Here is a 24,934-nt window from a genome sequence, read left to right as displayed (position 1 = left end):
CAATGGGGAGACAGTGTCGAACGGGGCCCGCTATCAGGCGGCGAAGCCCTGCGGTCGTGAGCTTCTCACGCTGTCCGGCAGGGGAAACGGTGACCCGTACAACGGTGACCCGGTCAACGGGGCCGGTGCCGTGTCCGCCGGTCCGGCCGGCCGGACGGCCGACCGGACGGACAGCAGGGAACGCGCGCTACTGATGCGGGCGTTCACCACCGCCAACACCCAACTGGCCGCCGCTCAGGAGGAGCTCGGCGCCGGTACCGCGAAGGTGATCCGCTCCGCCGAGCGGGCGCGTGGCGGGATCGAGGCGGTGGAACGCCTCACCCTGGGCCGGTCACCGGCCCGGGCCCGCCGGAGCGCACGGCGGCTGGAGCTCGCCCACGCCACGGACGGCCCGGAGGACCTCCGCCGGTCGTCCACCCTGTGGCGCAAGGTGATTCTCCCCTTGTGCCTGGTGATCGGCGCGGTGTTCGAGGCCGCTTTCATGGCGTCGATCGTGCGGCAGGTCATCAGTGTCGGAAAGGACTCGTGGGAGTGGTGGCTGGCCTATCTGCCGGGCATAGGGATCACCGTGTGCCTGCTGGCGGCGGGCACCCTGCTCGCGGAATCCGTGTTCCGGTTCAGGACACGGGCGGACCGGAGGACGGAGCGACGGCGTACCGGCCTCCGCTCCGCCGTGACCGGCCGGGGGAAGCGCGAGGGCCCGCTGACCGAGAAGCGGGCGGAAACGGATCTGCCCTGGCCGAACATGACGGCTCCGGTCCTGCTGACGGTCGGCATCCTGGGGATGGTGGCGGTGTGGGCCTACCTGCGGAGCGCCCACGCCGCCGATGAATTCCACCACCTGGCGCAGTACCGCCCGGCCGTGGTGGCGCTCCTGCTGGCGCTCAGCGTCTCCGCGGTCCTGGCCAAGGTCCTGGCCCACAACCCGTACGCGGACCGGGCCGAGAGGGCCCGGAAGGCCACGAAGAAGACGGAGGACTCCGCGGTGAAGCTGTTGAAGGCCGCCCGGGAGGATCTGGCCCTGCACGCCACGTCCTGGTCCGCGCTGAGGTCGGCGACGGTGCTCGCGGAGAACCGGGCCCACCACACGCTCGACGACGCCTGTATCGCCCTGGTGGAGGAGCGGGCCAGAACGGGGGCGGCGGGCGATTTCGACTTCCCGCTCGGCATGACGGTCTGGCCGTACCCGGCGGACGACGAGCGGACGGGCCCCACCCCGGCCGACACCCTGCCGCGCCTCCGGCTGGAACAGCTCCACGAGATCCGGGAGGTGCTGGAGACCAACGCCCCGTCGAAGCTGCACGACCGCCTCGAGCGGGTGGCCGAGCGGCTGAACAGTCAGTGGGGGGAGGACGATGACGACACTGCCGTACGGGAATCCGGCGTCCAGGGGCCTGCCGTACGGGACGAAGCGGACGAGCGTCTCCCCGAGCAGCCGACCGGCCCGGGTGACAAGGAGGAGCCGGCCGAAGGGCCGCACGTCCCCGGCCCTGGAACCGGGCACTCCGCATGAGTCCGGTCCTCGGTGATGAGCGGGTCAAGCACCTGGAGTTCCTCCAGCACACCATCGCCCGGCTCGGGACCAACTCCTTCCTGATCAAAGGCTGGAGCATGACGCTGAGCGGTGCGTTAGTGGCCGTTTCGAGCAGTCGGCCGACCTGGACGGTCGTGGTGGCCGCGCTGATGATGACCACGGGCTTCTGGCTGCTGGACAGCTTCTACCTGGGACAGGAGCGGCTCTTCCGTTCCCTCTATGAACGCGCGTCCGCCCCCACCGAGAACCTGACCTCGGTGGGGGTCCCCGACCCAGCCACCCCCGCCCCCGCACCTGTGCCCCTGTTCACCATGGACGCCGAGCGCTACGGGACCCCGGTGGCCTGGCGAGCGGTGGCGCTGTCCCGGACGATGCTGCTGTTCCACGGGCTTCTGGCCCTGATCGACCTGCTGGTGGCCGCCTCACTGGTGGGGGACCGGTAGGCGCGTCGGCCCCCTGGTGTGCATGCGGAGTTCACCGTACGAACCCGATCCGGCCACCCGGCCCTTCATGGAGATCGGCACGGTGTGTCCTGGCCCGTCGAGGAGAACACCAGTGCGCCGGCCACCTTCCGCTGCCGAGCCGCTGCCAGGAGCCCGCCGCCCGATGGACAAGCCCCTCCCCGTCCGCGGACAGTCCACGACTGCCGCCCCGGGACCCCCTCCCCCTCCCGGCCGGTCCAGGAACCCGTGGTGGGACAACGCCCGGTTCCTCTCCGCCACGCTGATCGTGATCCTGCACACCGGCGGCAGCATCATGGCGCGGGAAGACGTGCTGCACTCCTTCCACATCGCCGGCTGGGCCTTCCGGGTGCCCGCCTTCGTCATGCTGGCCGGAGTGTTCAGCAGCGCGGGGCCCCTCGGCCCCCGTTCCCTGCGCACCCTGCTCCAGAGCATCGTGCTGCCCGCCCTCGCGTTCAGCCTGCTCTACTCGCTGGAGAAGTACTGGCTGGGCGACGGGTTCACCGTGCATATCGTCCAGCTGCCGTGGACGCTGTGGTTCCTGATGTCGCTCTTCTTCTGGCGGCTGCTCCTGCCCCTGGTGGTCCAACTGCGCCACCCCCTGCTCGTCACCACGGGCGTGGCCCTCGCCGTGGGGTACGTCGACGAGTTCGGGCTGCCCTTCTCGGCGAGCCGCACACTGGTCTACCTGCCGCTGTTCTACCTCGGCTGGCGGATCGGCCAGGGTGGCCTGGACACCTGGTTCACCAGCCGCTGGAGCCTGTACGCGGCGGTCGCCGGGATCGTCGCCTCCTGTGTCGTGGGGTGGCAGTGGCACAGGGAGATCAAGGGCAACTGGCTCTCGATGCGCCACCCCTACTCCGACGCCGACCCGCTGGGCCTGGAGTGGGCCTGGATCGTCCGGCTGCTGGTGCTGGCCTCGGCCGCGGCCCTGGTGCTCTGCATGCTGCGGCTGATGCCCCGGCGGCGGCTGCCGCTGATCAGCGCGCTGGGCGCGGGCGGGTTCACGATCTACCTGCTGCACCCGCTGGTCATCCTGCCCGCCCGGGAGCTGGGCTGGATAGCACGGGTGAACACCCCGCTGGAGATCGTCGGCCTGGTGCTGTGCGCGATCCTGCTGACGATGCTGCTCGGCTCCCCACCCGTACGCCGCCTGGTCCGCCCCCTGACCCGGCCCTCCGTGGGGTGGCTCTTCGCCCCGGCCGCCCCCGGGCCGCAGCGGCAGAAGGAGCGGGAGCGGCCATCTGCCGACGTACCACCGCCACCAACGACACCACCGGCCCCACCGGCCCCATCGGTCACGGAGCCGGAGTCGGTGCGTACGCCGTAGCCGTTGGTGATCGCAAAGGGCCGGTCCAGAGGATCACTCCTCTGGACCGGCCCTTTGTCGTGTGCCCCCGGCAGGATTCGAACCTGCGACACCCGCTTTAGGAGAGCGGTGCTCTATCCCCTGAGCTACGAAGGCGAGGATGTGCGAGCGATCCGTGACGGTTTGCTCGCCGCCGCCAGTGTAGCGGGTGGTGTGCCCGCCCCGCCGGTCGCTCGACCCCGCCGCCCCTCGCCGCACATGATGGCGCTCCTGAGCCAGTCGTCGAGGAGGGGCCCGTCCGTATGAGCATGTCCGTGAGCCGGCTGGAAACGGCCCGCAGTCTGTTGTTCGTGCCCGGGGACCGGCCCGACCGGTTCGACAAGGCCGTCGCCACCGGGGCGGATGTGGTCATCCTCGACCTGGAGGACGCGGTCGCGGTGCCGGACAAGGGGCGGGCGCGGGGTCATGTCGCCGCGTGGCTCGGGGCGGGGCGTCACGCCATGGTCCGGATCAACGCGACCGGTACCCCCTGGTGCGACGAGGATCTCGCGATGGCGGCCGGGTTCGGGGTGCCCGTGATGGTGCCCAAGGCCGAGGACCCCGTGGTCCTCGCGGAGCTGGGCGCCCGGGCGGGTGGGGCTTCGCCCCTGGTGCCGCTGGTCGAGACGGCGGCCGGGATCGAGCGGGCCGTGGAGGTGTGCGCCGCCCCGGGGGTGGTGCGGGTCGCGCTCGGCAACGCGGATCTGGCCGGGCAGCTCGGGGTCGCCCACGACGACCACCTGGCGCTCGCGTACGCCCGTTCCCGGCTGGTCTCGGCGTCGGCGGCGACGGGGCGGTGCGCTCCGGTCGACGGGGTCACCACCAGCGTGCGGGATCTCGACGTGCTCGCCGCGGACATCGCCCACGGGCGTCGGCTCGGCTTCACCGGGAAGCTGTGCATCCACCCCGCGCAGGTCGCCGTCGTGGCGGAGCGGTTCGCGCCGACCGCGAGCGAACGGGAGTGGGCGAGGACCGTGCTTGCCGCGGGGGACTCCGTTACCGTGGTGGACGGACACATGGTCGACAAGCCCCTGCTGGAACGCGCCCGCCGGATTCTTGCCGAAGGGCGGGACGAAGGGTGAGCTGAGGGGTGATCCGTGGGAGTTCCGGAGGGCTGACCTGCGGGGAAACCCTCCGGGCCGGTGCGGGAAGCTACCGGGGAAACCTATGGGGGCGTCCGCCGTCGGCCCATCGACAAATGACGCAAGAGCATTCGCGAGATTTCATACAGATGTATGAAGTGGGGGTGCGAGGGGGCTGCGAGAGTGCCGTTTGCGGCAAGAAGCCGTGCTGCCCGGGGAGTTGAGGGGGGTCCGGGGCAGGCGCGCGTGCTGTGCGGATCGTGCCGGTCCGCGCGGAAGCGGTGTGGATGGCCGGACTTGCCGTGTGTCGTTCCTCGTTCCGGTCCAAGTCGCTTATCCGGTACGGCTATTGCTGCGTGGGCTGGTGTGCTCCCCTCGAAGATGTCCGGTTGAGATGTCCGGTCGGTCGCCCCGCAGGGACGCCGACTTCTGCGATTGAGGAGGAATGTGCGTGACGGATTCGCTTCAGGAGGCCGAGGCCGTGGTGACTGACGAGACGGACGAGAACAGGACGCGGAAGAACGGTCTGTACGGGGACGTGAGCACCGAACTCGCCGAGAACATGAAGCAGGGCTGGGCGGACACCGAGCGCCGCGGCCTGGAGCCCATCGCGCAGGCGGAGTTCACCGCGCGCCGCCGGGCGGCGCTCTCCGCCCGGTTCCCCAGTGAGCTGCTGGTGGTGCCCGCGGGCAACCCGAAGGTCCGCTCCAACGACACGGACTACCCCTTCCGGCCCTCCTCCGACTACGTCTACCTGACGGGTGATCAGTCGCAGGACGCCGTACTGGTGCTGGAGCCCGCTCAGGACGGCGGGCACCGGGCGACCGCCTATCTGCTTCCCCGGTCCGACCGCGAGTCCGGCGAGTTCTGGCTCGACTACCACGGTGAGCTCTGGGACGGCCGCCGCAACAGCCTCACCGAGAACGAGCGGCTCCTCGGGCTGCCCTGCGAGGACGTCCGTACGCTGACCGAGCGGCTCGCCGGGGCCACCGGGCCGATCCGGCTGCTGCGCGGCTACGACGCCGGGGTCGACGCGGCCCTGCACGACAAGGTGACCGCCGAGCGCGACACCGAGTTCCGCGTCTTCCTCTCCGAAATGCGGCTGATCAAGGACGAGTTCGAGATCGCCGACCTGCGCCACGCGTGCGAGGCCACCGTCCGCGGCTTCGAGGACGTGGTGCGGCTCCTCGGTACGGAGACGCCGACCCTGGAGCGGGCCATCGAGGGCACGTTCTGGACCCGGGCGCGGATCGAGGGCAACGATGTCGGTTACGCGTCGGTCTGCGCCGCCGGGCCGCACGCCACGACCCTGCACTGGGTCCGCAACGACGGCGAGACCCGGCCGGGCGACCTGCTGCTGCTCGACGCCGGGGTGGAGAGCCGCAACCTCTACACCGCCGACGTCACCCGCACCCTGCCGGTCGACGGCCGCTTCACGCCCGTCCAGCGCAAGGTGTACGACGCGGTGTACGAGGCCCAGTCGGCCGGGATCGCCGCCGTCAAGCCCGGCGCCAAGTACCGGGACTTCCACCACGCCGCCCAGCGCGTGCTCACCGAACACCTCGCCGCCTGGGGCCTGTTCGGTGACCGGTCGGTGGACGAGGCGTACGAGCTCGGGCTGTTCCGCCGCTGGACGCTGGCCGGTACCGGCCACATGATCGGCCTGGACGTCCACGACTGCGCCAAGGCCCGCACCGAGCTGTACGTCGAAGGCACGCTGGCGGCGGGCATGGTGCTCACCGTCGAACCCGGCCTGTACTTCCAGGCGGACGACCTGACCGTGCCCGAGGAGTTCCGCGGCATCGGCGTCCGGATCGAGGACGACTTCCTGGTCACCGAGGACGGCAACGAGAACCTCTCCGCCGGCCTGCCCCGGGCCGCCGACGAGGTGGAGGCATGGATGGCCCGGCTGCGGGGGTGACGGCGACCGCCGCGGCCCGCCCCGGGCCGCGGCCCCGAACCGTCGCGCACATGACCCCACAGGCGCAGGGCGACCACCACAGGCATATGACGACCACCCCATGACGGAGGCGTGCGATGGAACGGCAGGACGGCTTGCGCGGGACGCGGAGTCACGACCGTCGAGTACCGGCCGCGGTGGCCGAGGTCTTTCGGCATGGGTGGGCGGACCCGGACCCGGGACTGCCGCCCGCCCCCGGGGCCGTGTACGCGGCCAAGCGGCGCGCGGCGCTCTCCGAGCGGTTCCCCGGGGAACGGATCGTCGTCCCGTCGGGCGGGTTCAAGGTCCGCAGCAACGACTTCGACTACGCCTTCCGGCCGCACTCCGCGTTCATCCACCTCACCGCCGAGCAGGGCACCCAGGCGGTGCCCGACAGCGTGCTCGTCTTCGAGCCCACCGGCACCGGGCACGAGGTCACCCTGTTCACCCGGCCGAGGTCACCGCGCGACGCCGGTCCGTACGGGGCGGAGTTCTACAGCGACCGGCAGCACGGCGAGTTCTGGGTCGGCCGACGCCGTACGCTCCCGGAGACCGCCGACGTTCTCGGCATCGAGGCGGCCCACCGGGACGCTCTGGAGCAGGCGCTCGGCGGCGGTGTCCCGACCCGGGTGGTGCGCGGCGAGGACGCACGCGTCGACGCGCTCGTACCGCCGTCCGCACCGGACGCCGATGCCGAACTGCTCGCCTTCCTCTCCGAGTTGCGGCTGGTCAAGGACGAGTGGGAGATCGAGCAGCTGCGCGCCGCCGTGGGGCACACCGTCGCGGGCTTCCACGACGTCGTCGGCGAACTGCCCCACGCCACCCGCCTCGCCCGGGGCGAACGCTGGGTCGAGGGCACCTTCAACCGCCGCGCCCGGCTCGAGGGCTACGGCCTCGGGTTCGACACCATCGCGGCCGCCGGGGCGCACGCCTGCGTCCTGCACTGGATGCGCAACGACGGCCCGGTGCGGGAGGGCGAGCTGCTCCTGCTGGACGCGGGCGTCGAGGCCGACTCGTTCTACACCGGGGACGTCACCCGTACGCTGCCGGTCGGCGGACGCTTCACGGACGCCCAGCGCCGCGTCTACGACCTGGTGTTCGCCGCCCAGTCGGCGGGCATCGCCGCCCTGCGGCCCGGCGCGCCGTACAGCGCCTTCCACGACGCCGCGACCCGCGTCATCACCGAGGGGCTCGACGCCTGGGGGCTGCGGCCCGGCGGCACGGCCCTCCCGCACGAGGACGCCCTGTACCGCAGGTACACCGTCTGCGGCACGGGCCACATGCTCGGCCTGGACTGCCACGACTGCGCCGCCGCCCGCAGCGAGACCTACGTGGGCGGTGTGCTGGCGGAGGGCCATGTGCTCACCGTCGAGCCCGGCCTCTACTTCCAGCCCGACGACCTGACGGTCCCCGAGGAACTGCGCGGCATCGGCGTACGCATCGAGGACGACTTCGTCATCACGGCCGACGGCTCGCTCTGCCTCTCCTCCGGTCTGCCACGCGGGGCGGACGAGGTCGAGGCGTGGATGGACGCGTTGCGGTGAGGGCGCGCCGCCCTCTGGTCGACCAGGTCTCCGGAGAGCTGCGGCAGGCCGGTGCGGTGGCGGTGGTCGGGCCCACCGGGTTCGGCAAGTCCGCCGTGCTGGACGCGGTGTGCACGGTGTGGCAGTCCTCCGGGGACCCCGTCGTCAGGCTCAGCTCGGCGCCCGCCGACGCCCACCTCCCGTACGTCCCCCTGGTCGACCTCTTCACCGTCTGCCCGGCGGACGTGAGCGGCGAACTCCCCGACATCCAGCGGTCGACGATCGACTGGGTGCTGCGCCGGGTCACCGGGCCCGAGCCCGATCCCGCGATCCTGCGTGTCACGGTCCTCTCCTGCCTCCAGGCGTGGGGGCGCCGGGCCCGTCTGCTGCTCGCCGCCGACGACATGCACTGGTGGGGCCCGGACAGCCTCGACGTCTTCGGCTTCGCGGCCCGCCGCAGCCGGGGCAGTGTCTCGCTGCTGGCCGCGCTGCGGCCCGACGGCCCGCTGCCGCAGGACGTCCTCGGCGGTGACGCGGTGGAGATCGCCGTCCCCGCGCTCAGCCCCGAGGAGTCGGCGGCCGTCGTACGGTCCTTCGGCATCCCGCTGCGGACCGCCGCGCGCATCCACACCGCGACCGGCGGCAACCCCCGGCTGGTCTCGGACCTCGCCGCCGGACTCGCCCGGGCCGGAGCACCGGCGGTCCTGGACACCCAGCCGCTCGCCCCGCACGCCCGCAAGGCGCTGCGGGCGTGGCTCGCGGGGCTGGCGGCCCCGGTGCACTGGGTGCTGCTCCTCGCCTCGCTGGCGGCCGACCCCTCGCCCGACGCCGTACGCCGGGCCGCCGGGCCCTCCGCCGACGTGGCCCTCGCGGAGGCCGAGGCCGCCGGGTTGATCCGGGTCTCCGGGACCGTCTGCTTCCCGGCCCCGGTCGTCCGGGAGTGCCTCCTCGCCGAGGCCAGCGGCGAGGCGGTGCGCCAGGCGCATCTGGCCCTGGCCGCCGCCGCGTCCGAGGACGACGACCGGGTCTGGCACGAGGCGTCCGCCCTGACCCCCGCCGAACTCCCCGCGCGGCTGGTCCCCGCGCTGGCCGACGCCGCCACCGCCGCACGGGAGAGCGGCGACCACACCCGGGCCGCCGAGTTCGGCCTGCTCGCGGGCGGCGCCCGGCACGATCTGCTGGTCGCCGCCGCCTGGGACGCCGAGGCGGCCGGGCGGTTCGATCTGGCCCGTACGGCGCTGGAGCAGCTGGACCGCAGACGGGCCGTCCCGGCGGTCCGCGCCCAGGCCCGGCTCGCCGTCGTCGACGCGGCGGGCCGGGGCGCCGCCCTGGTGGAGCACATGGCGGAACGGGCCCTGGCCGAGGCCGTGGCCGCCGACGAACCGGCGCTCGCCTCGGCGGCGCACCTGCGGCTCGCCCGGAGCCTGTGGGTCAACCGGGGCTGCCACACCGAGGCGCTGACGCACGCCCGCTCGGCCGCCGAACTGGCCGGGCGGGCCGGTGACGCCACGACCCACTCCTCCGCCCTGGCCCTGACCGCCCGCATCGAGCAGGCACGCGGCTCGCCGGGCCACGCCGAGCTGCTCCGCCGCGCCCTGGCGGCGGGCACGGCGGCCGGAGCGGGCCGCACCCCCGGGGAGCCCCGCCGGATCGGCGTCGGATTCGCCCTGCTCGACGACCGGCTGGACGAGGCCGGGCGGCTGCTGGACGCCCTGCACCCCCCGGCCCGCCCCGCCGACCGGCTCTGGCTGCTCAGCAGCTCCGTCCGTATCCACGCCCTGCGCGGCGAGGGCCCGGTCGCCCGCGAGGAGGCCCACCGGCTGCTGGCGCTCACCCGCGAGCTGGGCGCGTCACCCGGACCGCCGTGGCACGCCGCCGCGCTCGCCGAACTCGCGGGCGGCACCCTCGAACAGGCGCTCGCCTACGCGGACCTCGGCCTGACGGCCTCGCAGGAGGACGGCGACACCGTCCTGGCCACGCACTGCCTGCACCTGTCCGGGATGACCCGGCTGCTGCTCCGGGACGTCGGCGGCGCCCTGGCGGATCTGCTCCGGGTCCGCGACCTGGTGCAGGACCTGGGGATCGTGGACCCGGCAGAGGTCCGTTACGACGCCGACCTCGCCGAGGCGCTGGTCGCCGCCGGGGACCTGCCCGCCGCCCTGCGGACGGTCGCCGACGCCCGCCGCCGGGCCGAGGAGCCGGTACGGCGCGGGGTGCTGGCCTCGCTCGACCGGGCCGAGGCGCTGTGCCATACGGCGGCAGGCGCGTACGAGGCGGCCGAGGGACTGCTCGACCGGGCCCTGCGCACCTTCGACCGGCTCGGGTACCCCTTGCAGCGCGGCCGGGTGCTCCTGGCGTACTCCACCGTCGAGCGGCGGCGCAGACGCCCGGCCCGGGCCCGGGAGCTCCAGGCGGAGGCCGACGCGGTGTTCCGCCGGGCGGGCGCGCCGCTGTGGGAACCGGCCCGGCCGGAGCGGACCGAGGTACGGGGCTGGCCGGCCGGGCTGACGGACGCGGAGCGGCGGATCGTCGAGCTGGTCACCGAGGGGCGCGGCAACCGCGAGATCGCCGCCGCCCTGTACGTCAGCGTCAAGACCGTGGAGGCGGCCCTCACCCGGATCTACCGCAAGCTGGGGGTACGGTCCCGGGTCCAGCTGACGGCGCTCGTCCAGAAGAGCGCCCATCCGGCGGGGCGGTGAGGGGGCCGTACGGTCCGGACACGAGCCGGGAGCGGCCCGTAGGCGCCCCGGACGTGGCCCGTACGCGGCTCCGCCCCGCCCGTACGGCCCGGGCCGGAGCCGGGGTCAGGGGCGGGGCCGTACGATCCCCGACCGCGCGATCCGCCCGGAGCCCGGACCGTACGACCTCAGGCTGTACGGCCCCGGACCGCACGGCGCCCCGCCCGTACGGCCCACACCTGACCGCCGCCCGGTTCAGTCCGTCTGCCAGCCGACCGAGCCCAGGATGCTCGACCCCGCCGCGCCGCCGCCCGGGGCGGGTACGTCGTAGCGCACCCCGCATCCCGTCATCCGCCCGCCCATGAACAGGGGGCCGAACACCGCGCGCGTCGAGACGCCGAGGTAGGCGCCCCGGTCGCAGTCGAGGACGTCCGCGTGGATCTCCGTACTGTGCACGGTCTCCTGCGCTATCCACGTACCGGCCTCGTGGGCCTTGGCGATGACGTCCTCCCAGGCGGACGCGTCGGTCAGGGAGCCGATGTGGACGTCGAAGTTCTGGTCGCCGTCGGAGCGCTTCAGGACGAAGTCCGTCCGCCGTTCGCGCAGCAGCTCCGCGAGTTTCCAGGTCGTGCCCCCGTACTCGACGGTCTCCTCCCGGACCGAGCGCGACCAGGGGATGTACCGCCGGACGAACTCCCGGTCCTCCTCGCTCATCCACTCCTGCCCCTGGGACAGCACGGCGAAGAGCTGTTTGTTCGCCGCCTGGTAGGAGCTCTGCGGGGTCAGCACGGCGGAGCCGCACTTCCTGATCGCCAGCAGCGGGCCGAGCTCCCGGCCCGCGTCGATCCACTCCTGCGGCACGGTCCGCTCCAGGACCAGGGGGAACTCGCCCCGGCGGGAGCCGAGGGCCTCGATGAACTCGTCCGTCTCGAAGTACTCCGCCCGGATGCCCGACTTCCGCAGGGCGTCCACCTCGATCTCGTAGTACCTCCGGTTTCCCCCGGAGTCGGAGAGGAAGACGTCCGGGAGGTAGCCGACGAGCGCCACGTACGGGTCCAGGCCGAGATCGTCGAGGACCGTGCGCAGCAGGTCGCCGCGCGTCTTGAGGGGGTCGGCGAGGGTGAGGGCGCTCAGGGTGCCGGCGGGCAGCAGCTGCCGCCACAGCTCGTTGAGGAGGTGGACGTAGACCTGACCGCCGGTGGACGAGCAGAAGTTGAACTCGATGAACTTCCAGCCGGAGTCGGTGAGGATCACGTCCGGCCGGCCCATGACCGTCGCGTAGGCGTTCTCGAACTCCTCGTCCGCGTAGAACTCCGTCAGCCGCTCGTCGAGCCCGAGGGCCCGGTGCCGGGACAGGCAGTCGTCGCCCAGGTGGTGCACCGCCCGCCGCAGCAGACCGGCCAGATACGCGATCGCGCCCTCCAGTTCGGCGCCCTGGGCGGCGGGCAGGACGACGGGGCCGGCCGGGGCGATCCGGTCGAACCAGAAGGTCCTGAACCCCCCGGAACTGGTGGTCGAACGCGTTGAGGAGCAGCCGGGGGGTCCGTCACATGCGGCCCCCGTACAGCCGTTGTCCGTGTGGTCGTTGACGTCGAGGTGGCGTCTTCCATGTTTTCCACTCCTGTTAGGGGGCCTGTGCGGACCGGAGGGCGGGGGCGGGCGGCGGGGCGCCGTCCTTCCCGTGGCGCGGGCGCAGCACGACGTACCCGGCGGCCGCGATCGCGCCGATCACCGCGCAGCCCGCCCACAGGGCGTCCGTGCCGTAGGTGTCGATGACCAGCCCGCTCGTCAGCGGTGCGACGAAGCCGCCGAGGGCCCAGGTCAGGACCATCACGCCCTCGTACCGGCCGCGTGCGTGCTCCGGGGCCATGGCGGGCACCTGCGCCTCGCTGGTGGGGACGTAGACGATCTCGCCGAGGGTGTAGACGACGGCGGCGCAGCAGTACAGCAGCACCGTCTCGGCCTGGGCGTTGAGCACCGAGCTGAGCGCCACCAGCAGCGCCCCGGCGGCGAGCACCCGGGCGGCGGGCCGGTGCTGGGTGAGGCGGGTGACGGCGAGCTGGAGGGTGACGATCATGACGCCGTTGACCCCGGCCACGATGCCGTACTGCGCGGTGGAGAGGCCGGATTCGGCGATGGACAGCGGCAGTGCCATGTGCCGCTGCGTGAACACGGTGACCACCAGCAGGTTCAGCCCGACCAGGCACATGAACCGGCGGTCGCGGAGCACAGCGGCCGGGGACACGCGCGGGACGGCGGCTGCCTTCGTGGATGCCTCCTCCGTACGGCACTCGGCGGGCACTTCCGTGCGGTGCTTCGTGGGCCGGGGCTGAGGCCGGGGCCGGGTCTCGGGGATCTTCCAGAAGACCAGCACCGCGCACAGCAGCGTGGTCGCCGCGTCCACCACGAACAGCGTCAGATAGCCGAAGGCGGCCAGGGTGCCCGCCGACAGGGCGGAGACCGAGAACCCCAGGTTGAGCGCCCAGTAGTTGAGCGAGTAGGCCCGGGGCCGGGACTCCGCGGGGACCAGGTCGGCGAGCATCGCCCCGATCGCGGGCTGCGACACCTTCAGCGCGGTGCCCAGCACGGTGACGCACACCGCGATCGCCACGGGCTGCTGGGCGAACCCCAGGGCCAGGGTGAAGACGGCGGCGCCCAGCTGCCCGGTGAGGAGCGTGGGCCGCCGCCCCCACCGGTCGCTGAGCGAACCGCCGATCAGTGAACCCGCCATCCCGCCGAGCCCGTACAGCGAGATCACCAGGCCCGCGAACGTGGCGGAGTACCCGCGCTCCACGGCGAGGTAGAGGGAGAGGAACGGCATCACGAAGAGGCCGAACCGGTTCACCAGGGTGGCGGCCCACAGCCACCAGAAGCCGGTGGGGAGCGGAGGATGGCGTCTCGTACGGGGATGCTTCATACGGGCACGACTCATGCGAGGACGGGCCGGACGTCCCGTCGGCCGAACTCCGCCTCCAGCGCGAGCCCGGCCCGGAACAGGTCCGCCTCGCCGAACGCGGGCCCCACGAGCTGCGCCCCGATCGGCAGGCCGTTGCCCGCGAACCCGAGGGGCAGGGACATGGCCGGGTGGCCGGTGACGCCGAACGGGATGGTCTGCATGTCGTTGGCCAGCTTCGGCGGCGGCCAGTCGGTGCCGAAGGCGTCGGTCCGGGCCGCCGTGGTCTGGCCGCACGCCGTGATCAGCAGGTCGTGGGAGGCGAAGACCCGCCGGTCGAGCGCCGCCCTGAGCCGGTCGGCCATGTGGTGGGCCCGCTGGAGCTCGTCCGGGGTGACCCCGGCGCCGGGCATCAGCTTCTGGTACGTGAAGCGGCCGAACGACCGGGGCGCGCGGCGCAGGTTCTCCTCGTGCGTGGCGAACCCCTCCGCCATCAGGATGACCCGCCCGCAGGCGTCGAAGAGTTCGTACGGGGGCAGTGCGCACTCCTCGACGACCGCGCCGAGCTTCTCCAGGTGGACCAGGGCCCGGTCGATGCTCTCGGTGATCTCCGGGAGGGTGCTGGGGTCGGAGCCGTACCAGGCCCTGGAGTACGCCACGCGCAGCCCGCGTACGTCCCCGGTCAGCGGGGTGAGGAAGTCGGGCGCCGGGGCCTTGCGGGTGCGGGGGTCCCGGGGGTCGGGGCCCGCGACCGCCTGGAGGGCGGCGGCGGTGTCGGCCACCGTCCAGGCGAGCGGCCCGAAGTGGTCCATGGAGGGCGCCAGCGGGGTGGCCCCGTGGCCGGAGACACTGCCGTACGTGGGTTTGAGGCCGACGGCCCCGCAGTGGAACGCCGGACCGCGCAGCGAACCGGCCGTGTCGGACCCGAAGGCGACCCGCAGGAAACCGGCCGCCACCGCCGCGCCCGCCCCCGACGACGAGCCGCTGGGGATGTGCTCGCGGTGCCAGGGGTTGCCCGCCGGAGGGAAGGGCAGGTCCGTGCTCGGCCCGCCGAACGCGAACTCGTACGTCGCCAGCTTGCCCAGCAGCACCGCGCCCCCGGCCCGCAGCCGGGCCTCCACCGTGCTGTCCTCGGCGGCGATGTCGTCGAGGGTGAGCCGCGAGTGGTTGGTGGTGGGCAGGCCCTCGGCGGCGAGGATGTCCTTCAGCGCGTACGGGATGCCGTGCAGCGGCCCCCGGTCGGTGCCCTCGCGCAGCTCCCGGTCCGCCCGCTCCGCGCGCCGCAGCGCGAGGTCCCGGGTGACCAGGACGAACGTGTGCAGCTCACCGTCGTACGCGTCGATGAGGCCCAGGGAGTGTTCCACCAGCTCCACCGAGGTGAGCGTCCCGGCGCGCAGCCGCGCCCCGGCCTCCGCGACGGAGAGCCCGGACAGGGTGCCGGACAGCGGTGTGCCGGACATCGGTGTGTCAGACATCGGTGGTCTCCGCTTCCCGCAGCAGGCGGTTCATCGCGCGCAGCGAACGGTTCCCGGCCAGCACCCCGGGCGCCAGGTCCGGCGGCATCTCGATGCCGCGGCGGGCGAGGGCCGCGACGAACTCCCGGTCGACGGCGGCCGTTTCCGGCTCCCCGCCGTCGGGCGGCCCCGTGGTCTCTTCCGTGCCGGCGTGTGCCACGTACGGTCTTCCCTTCCTGCGGCTGTTCGGTCAGTGGTGCGGCTGTGCCACCAGGTGGGCACAGGTGATGAGGTCCAGCGACGCGTGCCCGGTGGAGCTGAAGACGGTCGGGCGGGCGTCGATTCCGGGGTGCGGGCCGGTCTCCAGGGACTCCAGGTCGATCGCCGTACGGTGGATCTCCCCGGCCTCGGCGACGGCGATCTCCAGGTTCTCGACGACGAGCGTGGCGGCTTCCAGGAGCGGACGGGACAGCTCCCGTGACTCCGTGGTGTGCGCGCCCATGCAGTTGACGTGCACGTGCGCGGGGAGCTCGTCGGCGATCGGCAGCGGCTGTACGGAGGTCGTCGCCGTCGAGATGACGTCCGCCCCCGAGGTCGCCGCCTCGGCCGACGCGCTGACCACGGCCCGTACGCCCGGGTCGGCGCGCCGGATGCGCTCGCACAGGATCTCGGCGTGCCCGGGGGTGCGGGAGTGGACCCGTACCTCGGTGACCGGGCGTACCGCCGTTACCCCGAGGTACTGCTGCCACGCCTGCACCCCCGATCCGACGATCCCGAGGACGGTGCTGCCCGGGGCCGCGCAGCGGTCGGTGACCAGCGCCGTCACGGCCGCGCACTTGAGGTTGGTGACGGCCGCGCCGTCCAGCACCCCGAGGAGCTCCCCGGTCGTGGTGGAGAACACCGGGACCACGGACGTCACGGTCGGGCCCGGGCCGTCGGTGATGGTGGCGGTCTTGTTGACGCACAGCCCGTGGTCGGCGCTGACGGCGGGCATCGACAGGAACCGGGCGCCGCGGCCGTCGTCGACGACCTGCCGCAGCGGTACGGCCATCCGCCGCACCGCGCCGCCGCGCAGGCTCTCCCGCATCAGCGCGGCCACCGCCACCACGTCGGCCACCCCGTGCTCCGGGGCGGCGGCGCCCGTCAGGAAGCCGGTGCCGGTGATCGTCATGTGAGCTCCGCCAGTACGTCGAGGAGGTCCGCGGCGAACCGTTCGGTCAGCTCCGTCGGCATGTCGCCGCGCAGCATCATCCGCACGCCCGCCTGTCCCTGCGCCACGATCGGGAAGAACATCGCGGAGCAGTAGTAGCCGCGCCGGTAGAGCTCGGTCGACAGCCGTACCGCCCGGTCGTTGTCGCCGACGGTGACGAACTTGATGTGCGATCCGGCGCCCCGCAGCCCGTGGTCGCGCAGCCGCTCGTCGAACAGGGCGATATTGTCGGCGAGTTGCCGCTGCCGCAGGCCGAGCTCCGGGCTGCGGTGGACCTCCAGGGCCCCCAGGGCGGTGCCGACGGCGGCGGTCCGCAGCCCCTGGGACCAGGCCAGCGGCCCCGACCGGTAGAGGAAGTCGAACACCTCGCGGTCGCCGAGCATGGCGATGCCGCCGGTGCTGCCGAACGCCTTGGCGATCGAGGCGACGATCACCGTACGGGGACCGAGGGTGTCGAACACGGTCCGCGCGTACCCCTCCCCGCGCCCGCCCACGGCCGACAGCGCGTGGGAGTCGTCAAGGTAGACGAACAGGCCGTATCTGTCCTGGAGTTCCTTGATGCCCTTCAGGTCCGCCTGGCCTCCGGTGGAGTAGACACCTTCGGCGACATACGCCACCCGGGGGTACCGCTTGCAGACGTCCTCCAGGAACTGCATGTCGTTGTGCGGACAGGTCAGCACCAGGGTCTCGTCGGCGAGGACGGGCTTGAGGAAGTTCAGCGAGAAGTGCGCGAACCGGTCGAAGACCACGACGAGAGGCTCACCGTCGGTCAGATGGCCGGAGGCGAGCAGCGGCAGGATCGCCGAGCTGAGCACCCCGCAGGAGACCGACGGCAGCACATGGGCGCCGAAGTGCGCGGAGAGCTCCTCCTCCAGCCTTTCCATGATGCCGAGCCGAATCCGGAACTCGCCCATGGACAGCCCGGTGATCGCCTCCTCCGCCAGGGCGGCGCGCCCGGCCTCGACCACCGTGGGGTGGCTGTTGAGCCCCAGGTACGAGCAGGAGGACAGGTTGGCGAACTCGTGCCCCGTACGGGTGTCGCGCAGCCGGTTCTGCCCGTCGACCGCCTCGACCACGAGGCCGAGCATCCCGTGCTCGCGGGACAGCCCCCACGCGGCCTCGCTGGCGGGCACCATCTTGCGGTTGTTGCGGTACCGGTGGGGCCCGGTGATGTCCTCGCTCATCGCGCCTCCGCCGCTCGGGCGCGGAGCCAGCCGCCGAGCCGGGACACGGCCTCGCGGGCCTTGGCGAGGCGCGCGTGGTGGAGGTGCCAGACGTGCACCATGCCGGGCCAGACCTCCAGCACCCCGGTCCCTCCCGCGCGCCGCAGGCCCTCCGCGAACCGCTCGGCGTCGCTGAGCAGGATCTCGCGGCTGCCCACCTGGAGGAGCACCGGGGGCAGGCCCGCGAGGTCCCCGAAGAGCGGGGAGACATACGGGTCGGTGGGGGCGGTGCCCGCCCGGTACGACGTGGACACCAGGTCCACGACGGGCTTGCTGAGCATGGGGTCCTCGTCCTCCAGGGCGCGGTAGCTCTCCCCGCTGCCCGTGAGGTCGGTCCACGGTGAGACACAGGCCGCCGCTGCGGGCAGCGGCAGCCCCGCGTCCCGCAGCCTCAGCAGCGTCGCGAGCACCAGACCGCCGCCCGCCGAGTCGCCCGCGAGGACCACGTCGGAGGCGTCGAGCCCGTCGGCGAGCACGCTCCGGTACGCGGCCACGGTGTCGTCGAGCGCCGCCGGGTGGGGGTGCTCGGGGGCCCGCCGGTAGTCGACGAAGAACATCCGGCAGCGGGCCGCGCGGGCGAGCTCCCCGACCATGTGGCCGTGGCTGCGCAGCGAGCCGTACACATATCCGCCGCCGTGCAGATAGAGCCCGGTCAGGGCGCCTTCCGCGTTCGGCGGGGTCAACAGGTGGCCGCCGTCGCGCTGTTCGACCTGGATGTCGTCGGCGATCGGTGCGCCCCACGTGTCGTAGAACGCCCGGGCGTCGTCGATGTCCGCCGGCCACTCGTCCGCCCCGAGGACCGTGAGGAGTGTGCCGAGCTCCTCGCGGTCGCCGTCGGACATGACCGGCACGGTGAACTCCGCGTGCCCGGTGTCCTCCGTGTGCCCCGTGTCCTCCACCCGTCCGGCCGACGTCGTCACTGGTCCGTCCCGACCGGGGCGACACCGCGGTGGTAGCGCTCGCGCGCGGCCTCGTCCGGCACCTGGAGGCTGGGCTGCGGGATCTCCAGCCGGTAGTGCCGGTACCACTTCGCCAGCTCGACGCCCTCCGCGAACTGGTACTCCAGGTGCCGGATCGGTCGCCGCGCGGGCCGGGTCGGGTCGGCGGGGCGGGGCTCGGAACCGGCGTGCGCGAGGCCGCCCTCCACCTCGTTGAGCAGGACGACCATGACCAGGTCGGCGGAGAGGTCGGCGTCCACGGCGGACGCGTACCGGGCGAGGATCGGCTCGGCGTGCTCCTCCTTGACCGCCACGTTGTAGCTGTGCGGCATCAGCTCCAGCAGGTCGGCGGGGGCGACGCCGTTGTCCCGGCAGTAGGCGCGGGTGTCGCAGACCATCGGGGTGCCGTCGGTGATGTTGGTGTTGGGGCCGTAGATGTTCCCGATGAACGGGGTGGCGGCGTCGAAGTGCACGCACTTGGTCGTCAGGAACTCGCGCTCGGTGGTGTGGTCGCCGTTGGGCGTGAAGTGGGTGTTCTTGTTGTACCCGTCGACGTCCATCCCGGCGATGCGGTCGTAGTCCATCGAGACGGGGCTGAACCGGGAGACCTCGACGTGCTCGCCGAAGCCGCGGAACAGCGACTCCAGGTAGTCGCGGCCGATCGCGGCATCCTGCTCCTTGTGGACGTCCAGCCCGTGCTGCGCCAGGGTCTTGGCGACGCCGTGGCAGACGGCGACGCCCTCGCCCTCGGCGACCAGCCGCACCAGTTCCCCTACGAGCCCGTCCCCGACGGCCCGGAGCCGGCCGTCGGTCAGCTCGGTGCGGTGGGCGGAGACGTCGATGACGGCGTGCTGCGGAAGCTTCTTCACGGTGATCTCCCTGGCTACTTGGCGTTGCTGGTACGGGTGTTGGCGCGGGTGATTCCGGCGTTTCCGGCGGTCCCGATCCCGGTCCCGGTGGCGGGCGCGTGGAGCTGGAGCATGCGCTGGGCCCGCAGCACGAACGGCGGGGCGAGCACCCGGTCCTCCTCGACGGCGAAGCCGTAGGGCGTGGAGTTGTAGTCCTCGACCACGCTGCGGTACTCGGCGATCTTCTCCGGGGAGACGGTGAACGTCTCGGCGATGGTGTCGACCTGCCGGGGGTGGATGGCCGCCTTGCCGGTGAACCCGGCGTCCCGGGCCGCCCGGCACTGCTCCGCGACGACGTCGAGGTCGTGCAGCTCGAAGGAGTTGGTGTCGATGGCGGGGATGCGGTACTTGGCCGCGGCGGCGCAGAGCTGGGCCCGCGCGTGGTCGAGGTAGAAGGCGTTCTCGGCGTAGAGGTCGGCCGTCAGGTCCGCCTGGCCGAAGCACAGTCCGTCACTGACGGCGGCGATCCCGACGGCGTTGTCGACGGCGTCGACGGTCTCGATGAAGCTGCAGATCTGCGGCGGGTTCGTGGTGTGCGACAGCAGCGACCGGTAGACGGCCACATCGCCGGGGCCGGAGATCTTCGGGATGAAGACCACGTCGACCGGTACGCCGCCGATGGTGGCGTCCATCTCGATCAGCGCCTGCAGGTCCGCCAGACCGTCGGGGGTCGCGATGGTGGTCACCCGCAGGCCGAGCGCGGGCAGCCCGGCCCCGGTGAGATCGAGGTCCTTCTGCGCCAGCAGGGCGCGGGCCTCGGCCTTCCTGGCCGGGTGGATGGAGTCCTCCAGGTCCAGGACCAGGATGTCGGCACGGACCCGGCCGGGCCGGGCGACCGACGCCAGCAGCAGCGCCGGGGTGTAGAGCAGGCTCGCGTACGACTTCACTGCGCGTCTTCCCTTCCGAACAGGAGGTTCATCTTCTGGAGGGAGTAGTCCTCGTAGCGGATGGGCTCGTACTTCGCGGGGCGGTCCGCCGCGAACTTGGGGAAGCACTCGATGACGGTGTCGTCGTTGGCCAGCTTGAAGAAGACGATGGACTGCCGCCGCCGGTCGGCGAGCCGGACCCGGTGCGGTGTCGACACGTACTCGTCGTTCGACCAACGGGCCATCAGGTCGCCGATGTTGACGATGAAGCTGTCCCGTTCCCGGACGTCGATGTCCAGCCAGCGGCCGGAGCGGTCCTGGAGCTGGAGGCCCGGCCCGTCCTGGGTGAGCAGGGTGATCAGCGTGCCGTCGGTGTGCTGCCCCATGCCCTGGTCGTTCAGGAACTCGGGGTCGACCCCGGGGTACAGGTGCGAGCGGAGGGAGTCGTTGGAGGTGTTCGTCCGGGTGGCGAAGAAGTCCCGGGGCAGGTCCAGGGCGAGCGCCAGCAGCTCGGCGATCCGGCCCGCCACGGTCTCGCAGGCGGCGAAGTACCGCTTCAGGGAGGCCCGCAGCTGCTCGCCCAACTCGTCCTTGGGGAAGGGGAGTTCCTCGTCGTCGTCCAGGATCAGCCGTCCGGTGCTGAACTTCTCGACGTAGTCCGAGGGCATCCCCGGCTTACCGGTGTAGGCGTACGCGTTCTCGGAGAGCAGGGCGCTGTACCCGTACGGGCTGTAGTCGTTGTCGCCGCGCGCGGTGGAGGTCTGCATCGGGAACGCGTGCTTGGTCTCCAGCGGGAGGCCGAAGAAGCGCAGCGAGGTCTCGTAGGCGTCGTCGAAGACCTCGCGGGCGATGCCGTGTCCGCGGACGACGAAGAACCCGGTCTGCCTGCAGGCGTCGGATATCTCCTCGGCGGTCTTCTGCTCGTGGCCGGGACGCTCCGGGTCCAGGTCGATGACCGGAATCATTGCTCTGCCTCCTGTGTGGGGACGAGGATCGTCCGCTCGAACTCGATCACCGACACGCCGTCCTGGTTCCGGCCCACGGTGTGGACGGTCACGATCCCCTGGTCGGGGCGGGTGCCGGACTCGCGGCGGGAGACGATGCGGGTCTGGGCGTAGAGCGTGTCGCCCACGAACACCGGGGCGGTCAGCCGCACCTTGTCCCAGCCGAGGTTGGCGACGCACTTGGCGCTGATGGTGGAGACGGTCATCCCGTTGACGATCCCGAAGGTGACCAGGCTCGAGACGACGATCTTGCCGAACTGGGTCTGCTCGGCGTAGACGGCGTCGATGTGCAGCGGGTGCTGGTTGAGACAGAGCAGGGAGCTCCACACGTTGTCGGTCATGGTGATGGTCCGGCCGGGCCGGTGCTCGATCACTTCGCCGGGTACGTAGTCCTCGTAGAGCATCCCGCTGTCCTCCCGGTAGATACCGGGGCCGACCGTGCGGAAAGAGTGGTTCTTCACTGGTCTCCTCCGTGCAGGCCCGCCCGGAGCAGCGCGGAACGGGCGGATCTGTGGGCCGCGTCGGCGGCGGTGGCGGCCTGGCCGAGTCCCCAGACGGTGCGGCCGCCCTTGTCCAGGGCCACCAGGCAGGTGACCGGTGCGCCGGTCGCCGCCGCCGTGCCGGTGAAGCGGGGCGGGGTGAACCCGACGCCGTGCTCGGCGGCGAGCCGGGTGAGGGCCTCGGAGCCGTCGTCGGTACCGCTGCCGCCGGTGCCCTCCTCCCCGGCGGGCGGTGCGGGCGAATCGTCCAGGCAGTACGTCTCCCGGAGCAGCCGCCAGATCTCCGCCGGTTCCAGTTCGCGCCCCAGGGCGTCGGCGGCGGACTGGACCACCGCTGCGAAGTCCCGCCGCAGGTCCACCGGCAGATCGACCCCCCAGCCTGCCTTGAGCACGTAGGCGATACCGCCCTTGCCCGACTGGCCGTTCACCCGGATGATCGCCTGGTAGTCGCGGCCGACGTCCTTCGGGTCGATGGGCAGATAGGGGACCTGCCAGGGCAGCTCGCCGACGTCCCTGCCCTCCCGTTCGGCCCGGTCGGCCAGCGCGGCCAGCCCCTTGGCGATGGCGTCCTGGTGGGTGCCGGAGAAGGCGGTGTAGACCAGCTCGCCGACGTAGGGGTGGCGGGGGTGCACGGGCAGCCGGTTGCACTGCTCGACGGTCTTGCGGACGGCGTCGATGTCGGAGATCTCCAGCTGCGGGTCGACCCCGCTGCTGAACAGGTTGAGCGCGAGGGTCACCAGGCAGACGTTGCCGGTGCGTTCCCCGTTGCCGAACAGGGTGCCCTCGACCCGGTCGGCCCCGGCGAGCAGGGCCAGTTCCGCCGAGGCGACGGCGGTGCCCCGGTCGTTGTGCGGGTGGACCGAGAGGATGATCCCGTCCCGCCGGTCGAGATTGCGGTGCATCCACTCCACCTGGTCGGCGAAGACATGGGGCGAGTGGGTCTCCACGGTGGTCGGGAGGTTCAGCACCAGCGGCCGGCCGGCCGTGGCGTCGACGACCTCCGCGACCCGGTTCGCGATCTCCAGGGCGAGTTCCGGCTCGGTCAGGTTGAAGGTCTCCGGCGAGTACTCGAACCGGATGTCGGACCCGGGCTCGCGCTCCGCCAGGCGCACCAGGTGCTGTGCGCCCTCGACGGCCATGCGGACGACCTCGCGCTCCGACATGCCGAACACGACCTCGCGCCACAGGCAGGCCGTCGCATGGCACAAATGCACCACGGCCCGTTCCGCTCCGCGAATCGAGTCGAAGGTCCGCTCGATGAGTTCCGGGCGGGCCGGTGTGAAAACCGAGACGGTGACGTCGTCCGGAATTCCGTCCTTGGTGACCAGCTCGCGGACGAAATCGAAATCGTGCGCACTGGCCGCCGGATATCCGATTTCTATGTCCTTGAAACCGGTCGCCACGAGCAGGTCGAACATCTGCTGCTTCCGGTGCATGTCCATGGGGTCGGCCAGCGCCTGGTTCCCGTCCCGCAGATCGACCGACGCCCAGATCGGGGCGCGGTCGAGCCTGCCGTCCGGCCACTGCCGTGACCAGCCCGAAGTGGGAGAGACGGCGTCCCGCGCATAGCGGTGGAACGGCATGGACGACGGGCGTTGCGGAATTCCCCGGAACTCTCGGGAAAAAGACAATGGTGTTCCCCCCTGTGCTTCCAGGCTGAGCTTTCCTGTCTTTCTCGGCGCTCCGAGGCTAGGGAGCGCCGGGCCTCGTGGGGAAGTGGACCGTCCTCTATACCTGACCCTGGAATCAGACTATTCGGACATCGGGGCGATTCCGGTGGACCGCGTGGTTGACGCCGCATGTTTTGTCACTAGGGTTTCGCATGTATTGCGGCACCAATTCACCGCCCGGGCGCACTCACGCGAAGCCGTACGCACTCCCGCGTACGCACGCGTACTTCCGCGCACTCATGCGAAATGGCAGGCCATGGCCGAATCCACCAGTTGCGACAACCGCACGTCGGACAGCGGCGGCGCGGTCCTGCGGCCCGGCCGTGTCCTGGCGGTGGCCTGCATGGCGCACGGGATGATCGTCGTCGACACCAGCATCGTCCATGTGGCGATCCCGGCGATCCGCGAGAGCCTCGACGCGAGCCTCCCGACGATGCAGTCCGTCGTCACCTCGTACGTGGTCGTCATCGCCGGCCTGATGCTGGCCGGGGCCGCGGCGGTGGGGCACTACGGCGCGGTGCGGATGTTCCGGCTCGGGGTCGTGCTGTTCGGGGTGACCTCCGCGCTCTGCGGCCTCGCCCCCAACGGCCCCGTGCTCGTCGCCATGCGGGCGGCCCAGGGGCTGGGGGCGGTGCTGGTCATGCCCGCCACCCTGGTGATGCTCACCGACACCTACCGGGAGCCCGGAAAACGCGCCAAGGCCATCTCCATCTGGTCGATGGTCGCCGGGAGTCCGGTCGCCTTCGGCCCCACGCTCGGCGGCGCCCTGGTCGAGACGGTGGGCTGGCGCAGCATCTTCTGGATCAACGTGCCCATCGTCCTGGTCGTGCTGTGGCTCTCGGCCCGGCACATGCCCCGGGGCGAGCGGTCGGGCACCCGGGAACCGCAGGACGTGCCGGGCCAGTTGCTGTCCGTCGTCTTCCTCGGCGGCCTCGCGCTGGCGCTCGCCGAGGGCCAGGAGGCCGGGTGGACCCGGCCCCTGCCGCTGGTGGCGGCGGCGGTGGCCGTGGTCGCGTTCGCCGCCTTCGTGGTCCGGCAGCGCGCCTACGCGTACCCGATGATTCCGGGGGACCTGTTCCGGGCCCCCGGGTTCCGCGGTTACGTCACGGTCGGCCTGCTGCTCTTCGTCGGCTACAACGGGCTGATGTTCACGCTCAGCGTGTTCCTCCAGCAGGTGCGCGGCTACGACCCCGTCACCGTCGGCCTGTTCTTCCTGTCCTCCGCCCTGCCGATCACCTTCATGCCGCTGGCGGCGGGGCGCTTCGCCACCAAGTACGGGGACCGGGCGGTGCTGGCCGCGGGCATCCTGCTGTCCCTGCTCGGCGCGGTGGTGCTGGCCGGATTCGGCGGCGACACCCCGGTCGGCACCTGCGCCGGGCTGGCGCTGATCGGGTTCGGCTTCGGCCTGGTGACCGTGCCGCAGATCACCCTGACCCTGGCCGCAGCGCCGGAACACCGCTCGGCCATCGCCTCCGGGCTGATGTCGGCGGGCCGGTCGACCGGCTCCCTGATCGGGGTCGCCCTGCTCGCCGGTCTCCAGTCCGGAGGCGGCATCGCCGCACCGGCGTTCGCCCTCATCGCTGTCTACGCCCTGATGGGCCTGGCCGCCTGGCTCGGCGGCCGGGCCCGGGCCCGGCCCGCCGCCACCGGCCACCGGAAGGGCTGACCGCCCCCACCGGCCGATCCCGCGTCCGTTCCCTCGT

The 24,934-nt window shown here is 72.3% G+C and carries 20 protein-coding genes and 1 tRNA gene; 8 read left to right on the top strand and 13 right to left on the bottom strand.

Annotation, left to right across the window (positions count from 1 at the left end; translation table 11 throughout):
* Positions 1 to 13: 13 nt before the first annotated feature.
* The 3 genes from B7C62_13410 (at position 14) to B7C62_13400 (ending at position 3,325) form a co-directional block, all read left to right on the top strand.
* Positions 14 to 1,513 (top strand): hypothetical protein, encoded by a 1,500-nt coding sequence (locus tag B7C62_13410; GenBank protein ID ARF73154.1) that lies wholly within the window; start codon positions 14 to 16, stop codon positions 1,511 to 1,513.
* A complete protein-coding gene (locus B7C62_13405) occupies positions 1,510 to 1,977 on the top strand; it encodes a hypothetical protein (GenBank protein ARF73153.1) in 468 nt (155 codons plus the stop codon). The genes B7C62_13410 and B7C62_13405 overlap by 4 nt, the downstream gene beginning before the upstream one ends.
* 163 nt (positions 1,978 to 2,140) lie before the next feature.
* Entirely contained in the window at positions 2,141 to 3,325 is a 1,185-nt protein-coding gene (locus B7C62_13400) for an acyltransferase (GenBank protein ARF73152.1), read from the top strand.
* Positions 3,326 to 3,387: 62 nt separating this feature from the next.
* On the opposite strand, the gene B7C62_13395 is transcribed toward B7C62_13400, so the two are convergent.
* A tRNA-Arg gene (locus B7C62_13395) sits at positions 3,388 to 3,460 on the bottom strand.
* Between the two features lie 146 nt (positions 3,461 to 3,606).
* Between B7C62_13395 and B7C62_13390 the strand changes: the two genes are divergently transcribed.
* The 4 genes from B7C62_13390 (at position 3,607) to B7C62_13375 (ending at position 10,586) form a co-directional block, all read left to right on the top strand.
* On the top strand, positions 3,607 to 4,425 hold the full coding sequence (locus tag B7C62_13390; protein ID ARF73151.1) for a CoA ester lyase: 819 nt from the start codon (positions 3,607 to 3,609) through the stop codon (positions 4,423 to 4,425).
* 445 nt (positions 4,426 to 4,870) lie between these two features.
* Positions 4,871 to 6,346, top strand: a complete 1,476-nt coding sequence (locus B7C62_13385; protein ID ARF73150.1) for a Xaa-Pro aminopeptidase — start codon at positions 4,871 to 4,873, stop codon at positions 6,344 to 6,346.
* A 116-nt stretch (positions 6,347 to 6,462) separates the two neighbouring features.
* The gene (locus B7C62_13380; protein ID ARF73149.1) at positions 6,463 to 7,908 is read left to right on the top strand and encodes a Xaa-Pro aminopeptidase; all 1,446 of its coding nucleotides are present in this window, start codon (positions 6,463 to 6,465) and stop codon (positions 7,906 to 7,908) included.
* On the top strand, positions 7,905 to 10,586 hold the full coding sequence (locus B7C62_13375) for a hypothetical protein (GenBank protein ARF73148.1): 2,682 nt from the start codon (positions 7,905 to 7,907) through the stop codon (positions 10,584 to 10,586). The genes B7C62_13380 and B7C62_13375 overlap by 4 nt, the downstream gene beginning before the upstream one ends.
* Before the next feature lie 234 nt (positions 10,587 to 10,820).
* On the opposite strand, the gene B7C62_13370 is transcribed toward B7C62_13375, so the two are convergent.
* The 12 genes from B7C62_13370 to B7C62_13315 form a co-directional block, all read right to left on the bottom strand.
* On the bottom strand, positions 10,821 to 11,945 hold the full coding sequence (locus tag B7C62_13370; protein ARF73147.1) for a hypothetical protein: 1,125 nt from the start codon (positions 11,943 to 11,945) through the stop codon (positions 10,821 to 10,823).
* 244 nt (positions 11,946 to 12,189) lie between these two features.
* Positions 12,190 to 13,482, bottom strand: coding sequence for an MFS transporter (locus B7C62_13365; protein ID ARF73146.1), 1,293 nt, complete (start codon positions 13,480 to 13,482; stop codon positions 12,190 to 12,192).
* Between the two features lie 11 nt (positions 13,483 to 13,493).
* Complete coding sequence (locus B7C62_13360; GenBank protein ARF73145.1) at positions 13,494 to 14,918, bottom strand: hypothetical protein; 1,425 nt, start codon at positions 14,916 to 14,918, stop codon at positions 13,494 to 13,496.
* Positions 14,919 to 14,925: 7 nt separating this feature from the next.
* Positions 14,926 to 15,132, bottom strand: a complete 207-nt coding sequence (locus tag B7C62_13355; GenBank protein ARF73144.1) for a hypothetical protein — start codon at positions 15,130 to 15,132, stop codon at positions 14,926 to 14,928.
* A gap of 30 nt (positions 15,133 to 15,162) precedes the next feature.
* Complete coding sequence (locus B7C62_13350; protein ARF73143.1) at positions 15,163 to 16,083, bottom strand: ornithine cyclodeaminase; 921 nt, start codon at positions 16,081 to 16,083, stop codon at positions 15,163 to 15,165.
* Positions 16,080 to 17,306 (bottom strand): 2-amino-3-ketobutyrate CoA ligase, encoded by a 1,227-nt coding sequence (locus B7C62_13345; protein ID ARF73142.1) that lies wholly within the window; start codon positions 17,304 to 17,306, stop codon positions 16,080 to 16,082. Before B7C62_13345 ends, B7C62_13350 begins: the two co-directional genes overlap by 4 nt.
* Positions 17,303 to 18,265 carry a hypothetical protein gene (locus B7C62_13340; GenBank protein ARF73141.1) on the bottom strand — a complete coding sequence of 321 codons (963 nt, stop codon included), beginning with the start codon at positions 18,263 to 18,265 and terminating at the stop codon, positions 17,303 to 17,305. The genes B7C62_13345 and B7C62_13340 overlap by 4 nt, the downstream gene beginning before the upstream one ends.
* A complete protein-coding gene (locus B7C62_13335; GenBank protein ARF73140.1) occupies positions 18,262 to 19,152 on the bottom strand; it encodes a hypothetical protein in 891 nt (296 codons plus the stop codon). The genes B7C62_13340 and B7C62_13335 overlap by 4 nt, the downstream gene beginning before the upstream one ends.
* A gap of 14 nt (positions 19,153 to 19,166) precedes the next feature.
* Positions 19,167 to 20,078 carry an aldolase gene (locus tag B7C62_13330; GenBank protein ID ARF73139.1) on the bottom strand — a complete coding sequence of 304 codons (912 nt, stop codon included), beginning with the start codon at positions 20,076 to 20,078 and terminating at the stop codon, positions 19,167 to 19,169.
* Complete coding sequence (locus B7C62_13325) at positions 20,075 to 21,022, bottom strand: isopenicillin synthase (protein ARF73138.1); 948 nt, start codon at positions 21,020 to 21,022, stop codon at positions 20,075 to 20,077. The genes B7C62_13330 and B7C62_13325 overlap by 4 nt, the downstream gene beginning before the upstream one ends.
* On the bottom strand, positions 21,019 to 21,522 hold the full coding sequence (locus tag B7C62_13320) for a dehydratase (GenBank protein ARF73137.1): 504 nt from the start codon (positions 21,520 to 21,522) through the stop codon (positions 21,019 to 21,021). Before B7C62_13320 ends, B7C62_13325 begins: the two co-directional genes overlap by 4 nt.
* A complete protein-coding gene (locus B7C62_13315) occupies positions 21,519 to 23,144 on the bottom strand; it encodes a 2-isopropylmalate synthase (GenBank protein ID ARF73136.1) in 1,626 nt (541 codons plus the stop codon). Before B7C62_13315 ends, B7C62_13320 begins: the two co-directional genes overlap by 4 nt.
* Before the next feature lie 343 nt (positions 23,145 to 23,487).
* On the opposite strand from B7C62_13315, the gene B7C62_13310 reads away from it, so the two are divergent.
* Complete coding sequence (locus B7C62_13310; protein ID ARF73135.1) at positions 23,488 to 24,897, top strand: hypothetical protein; 1,410 nt, start codon at positions 23,488 to 23,490, stop codon at positions 24,895 to 24,897.
* The last annotated feature ends 37 nt before the right edge of the window (positions 24,898 to 24,934 follow it).

The sequence above is a fragment of the Kitasatospora albolonga genome (assembly GCA_002082585.1).
Classification (GTDB): domain Bacteria; phylum Actinomycetota; class Actinomycetes; order Streptomycetales; family Streptomycetaceae; genus Streptomyces; species Streptomyces stephensoniae.
This window is presented reverse-complemented; position numbering and strand designations above follow the sequence as displayed.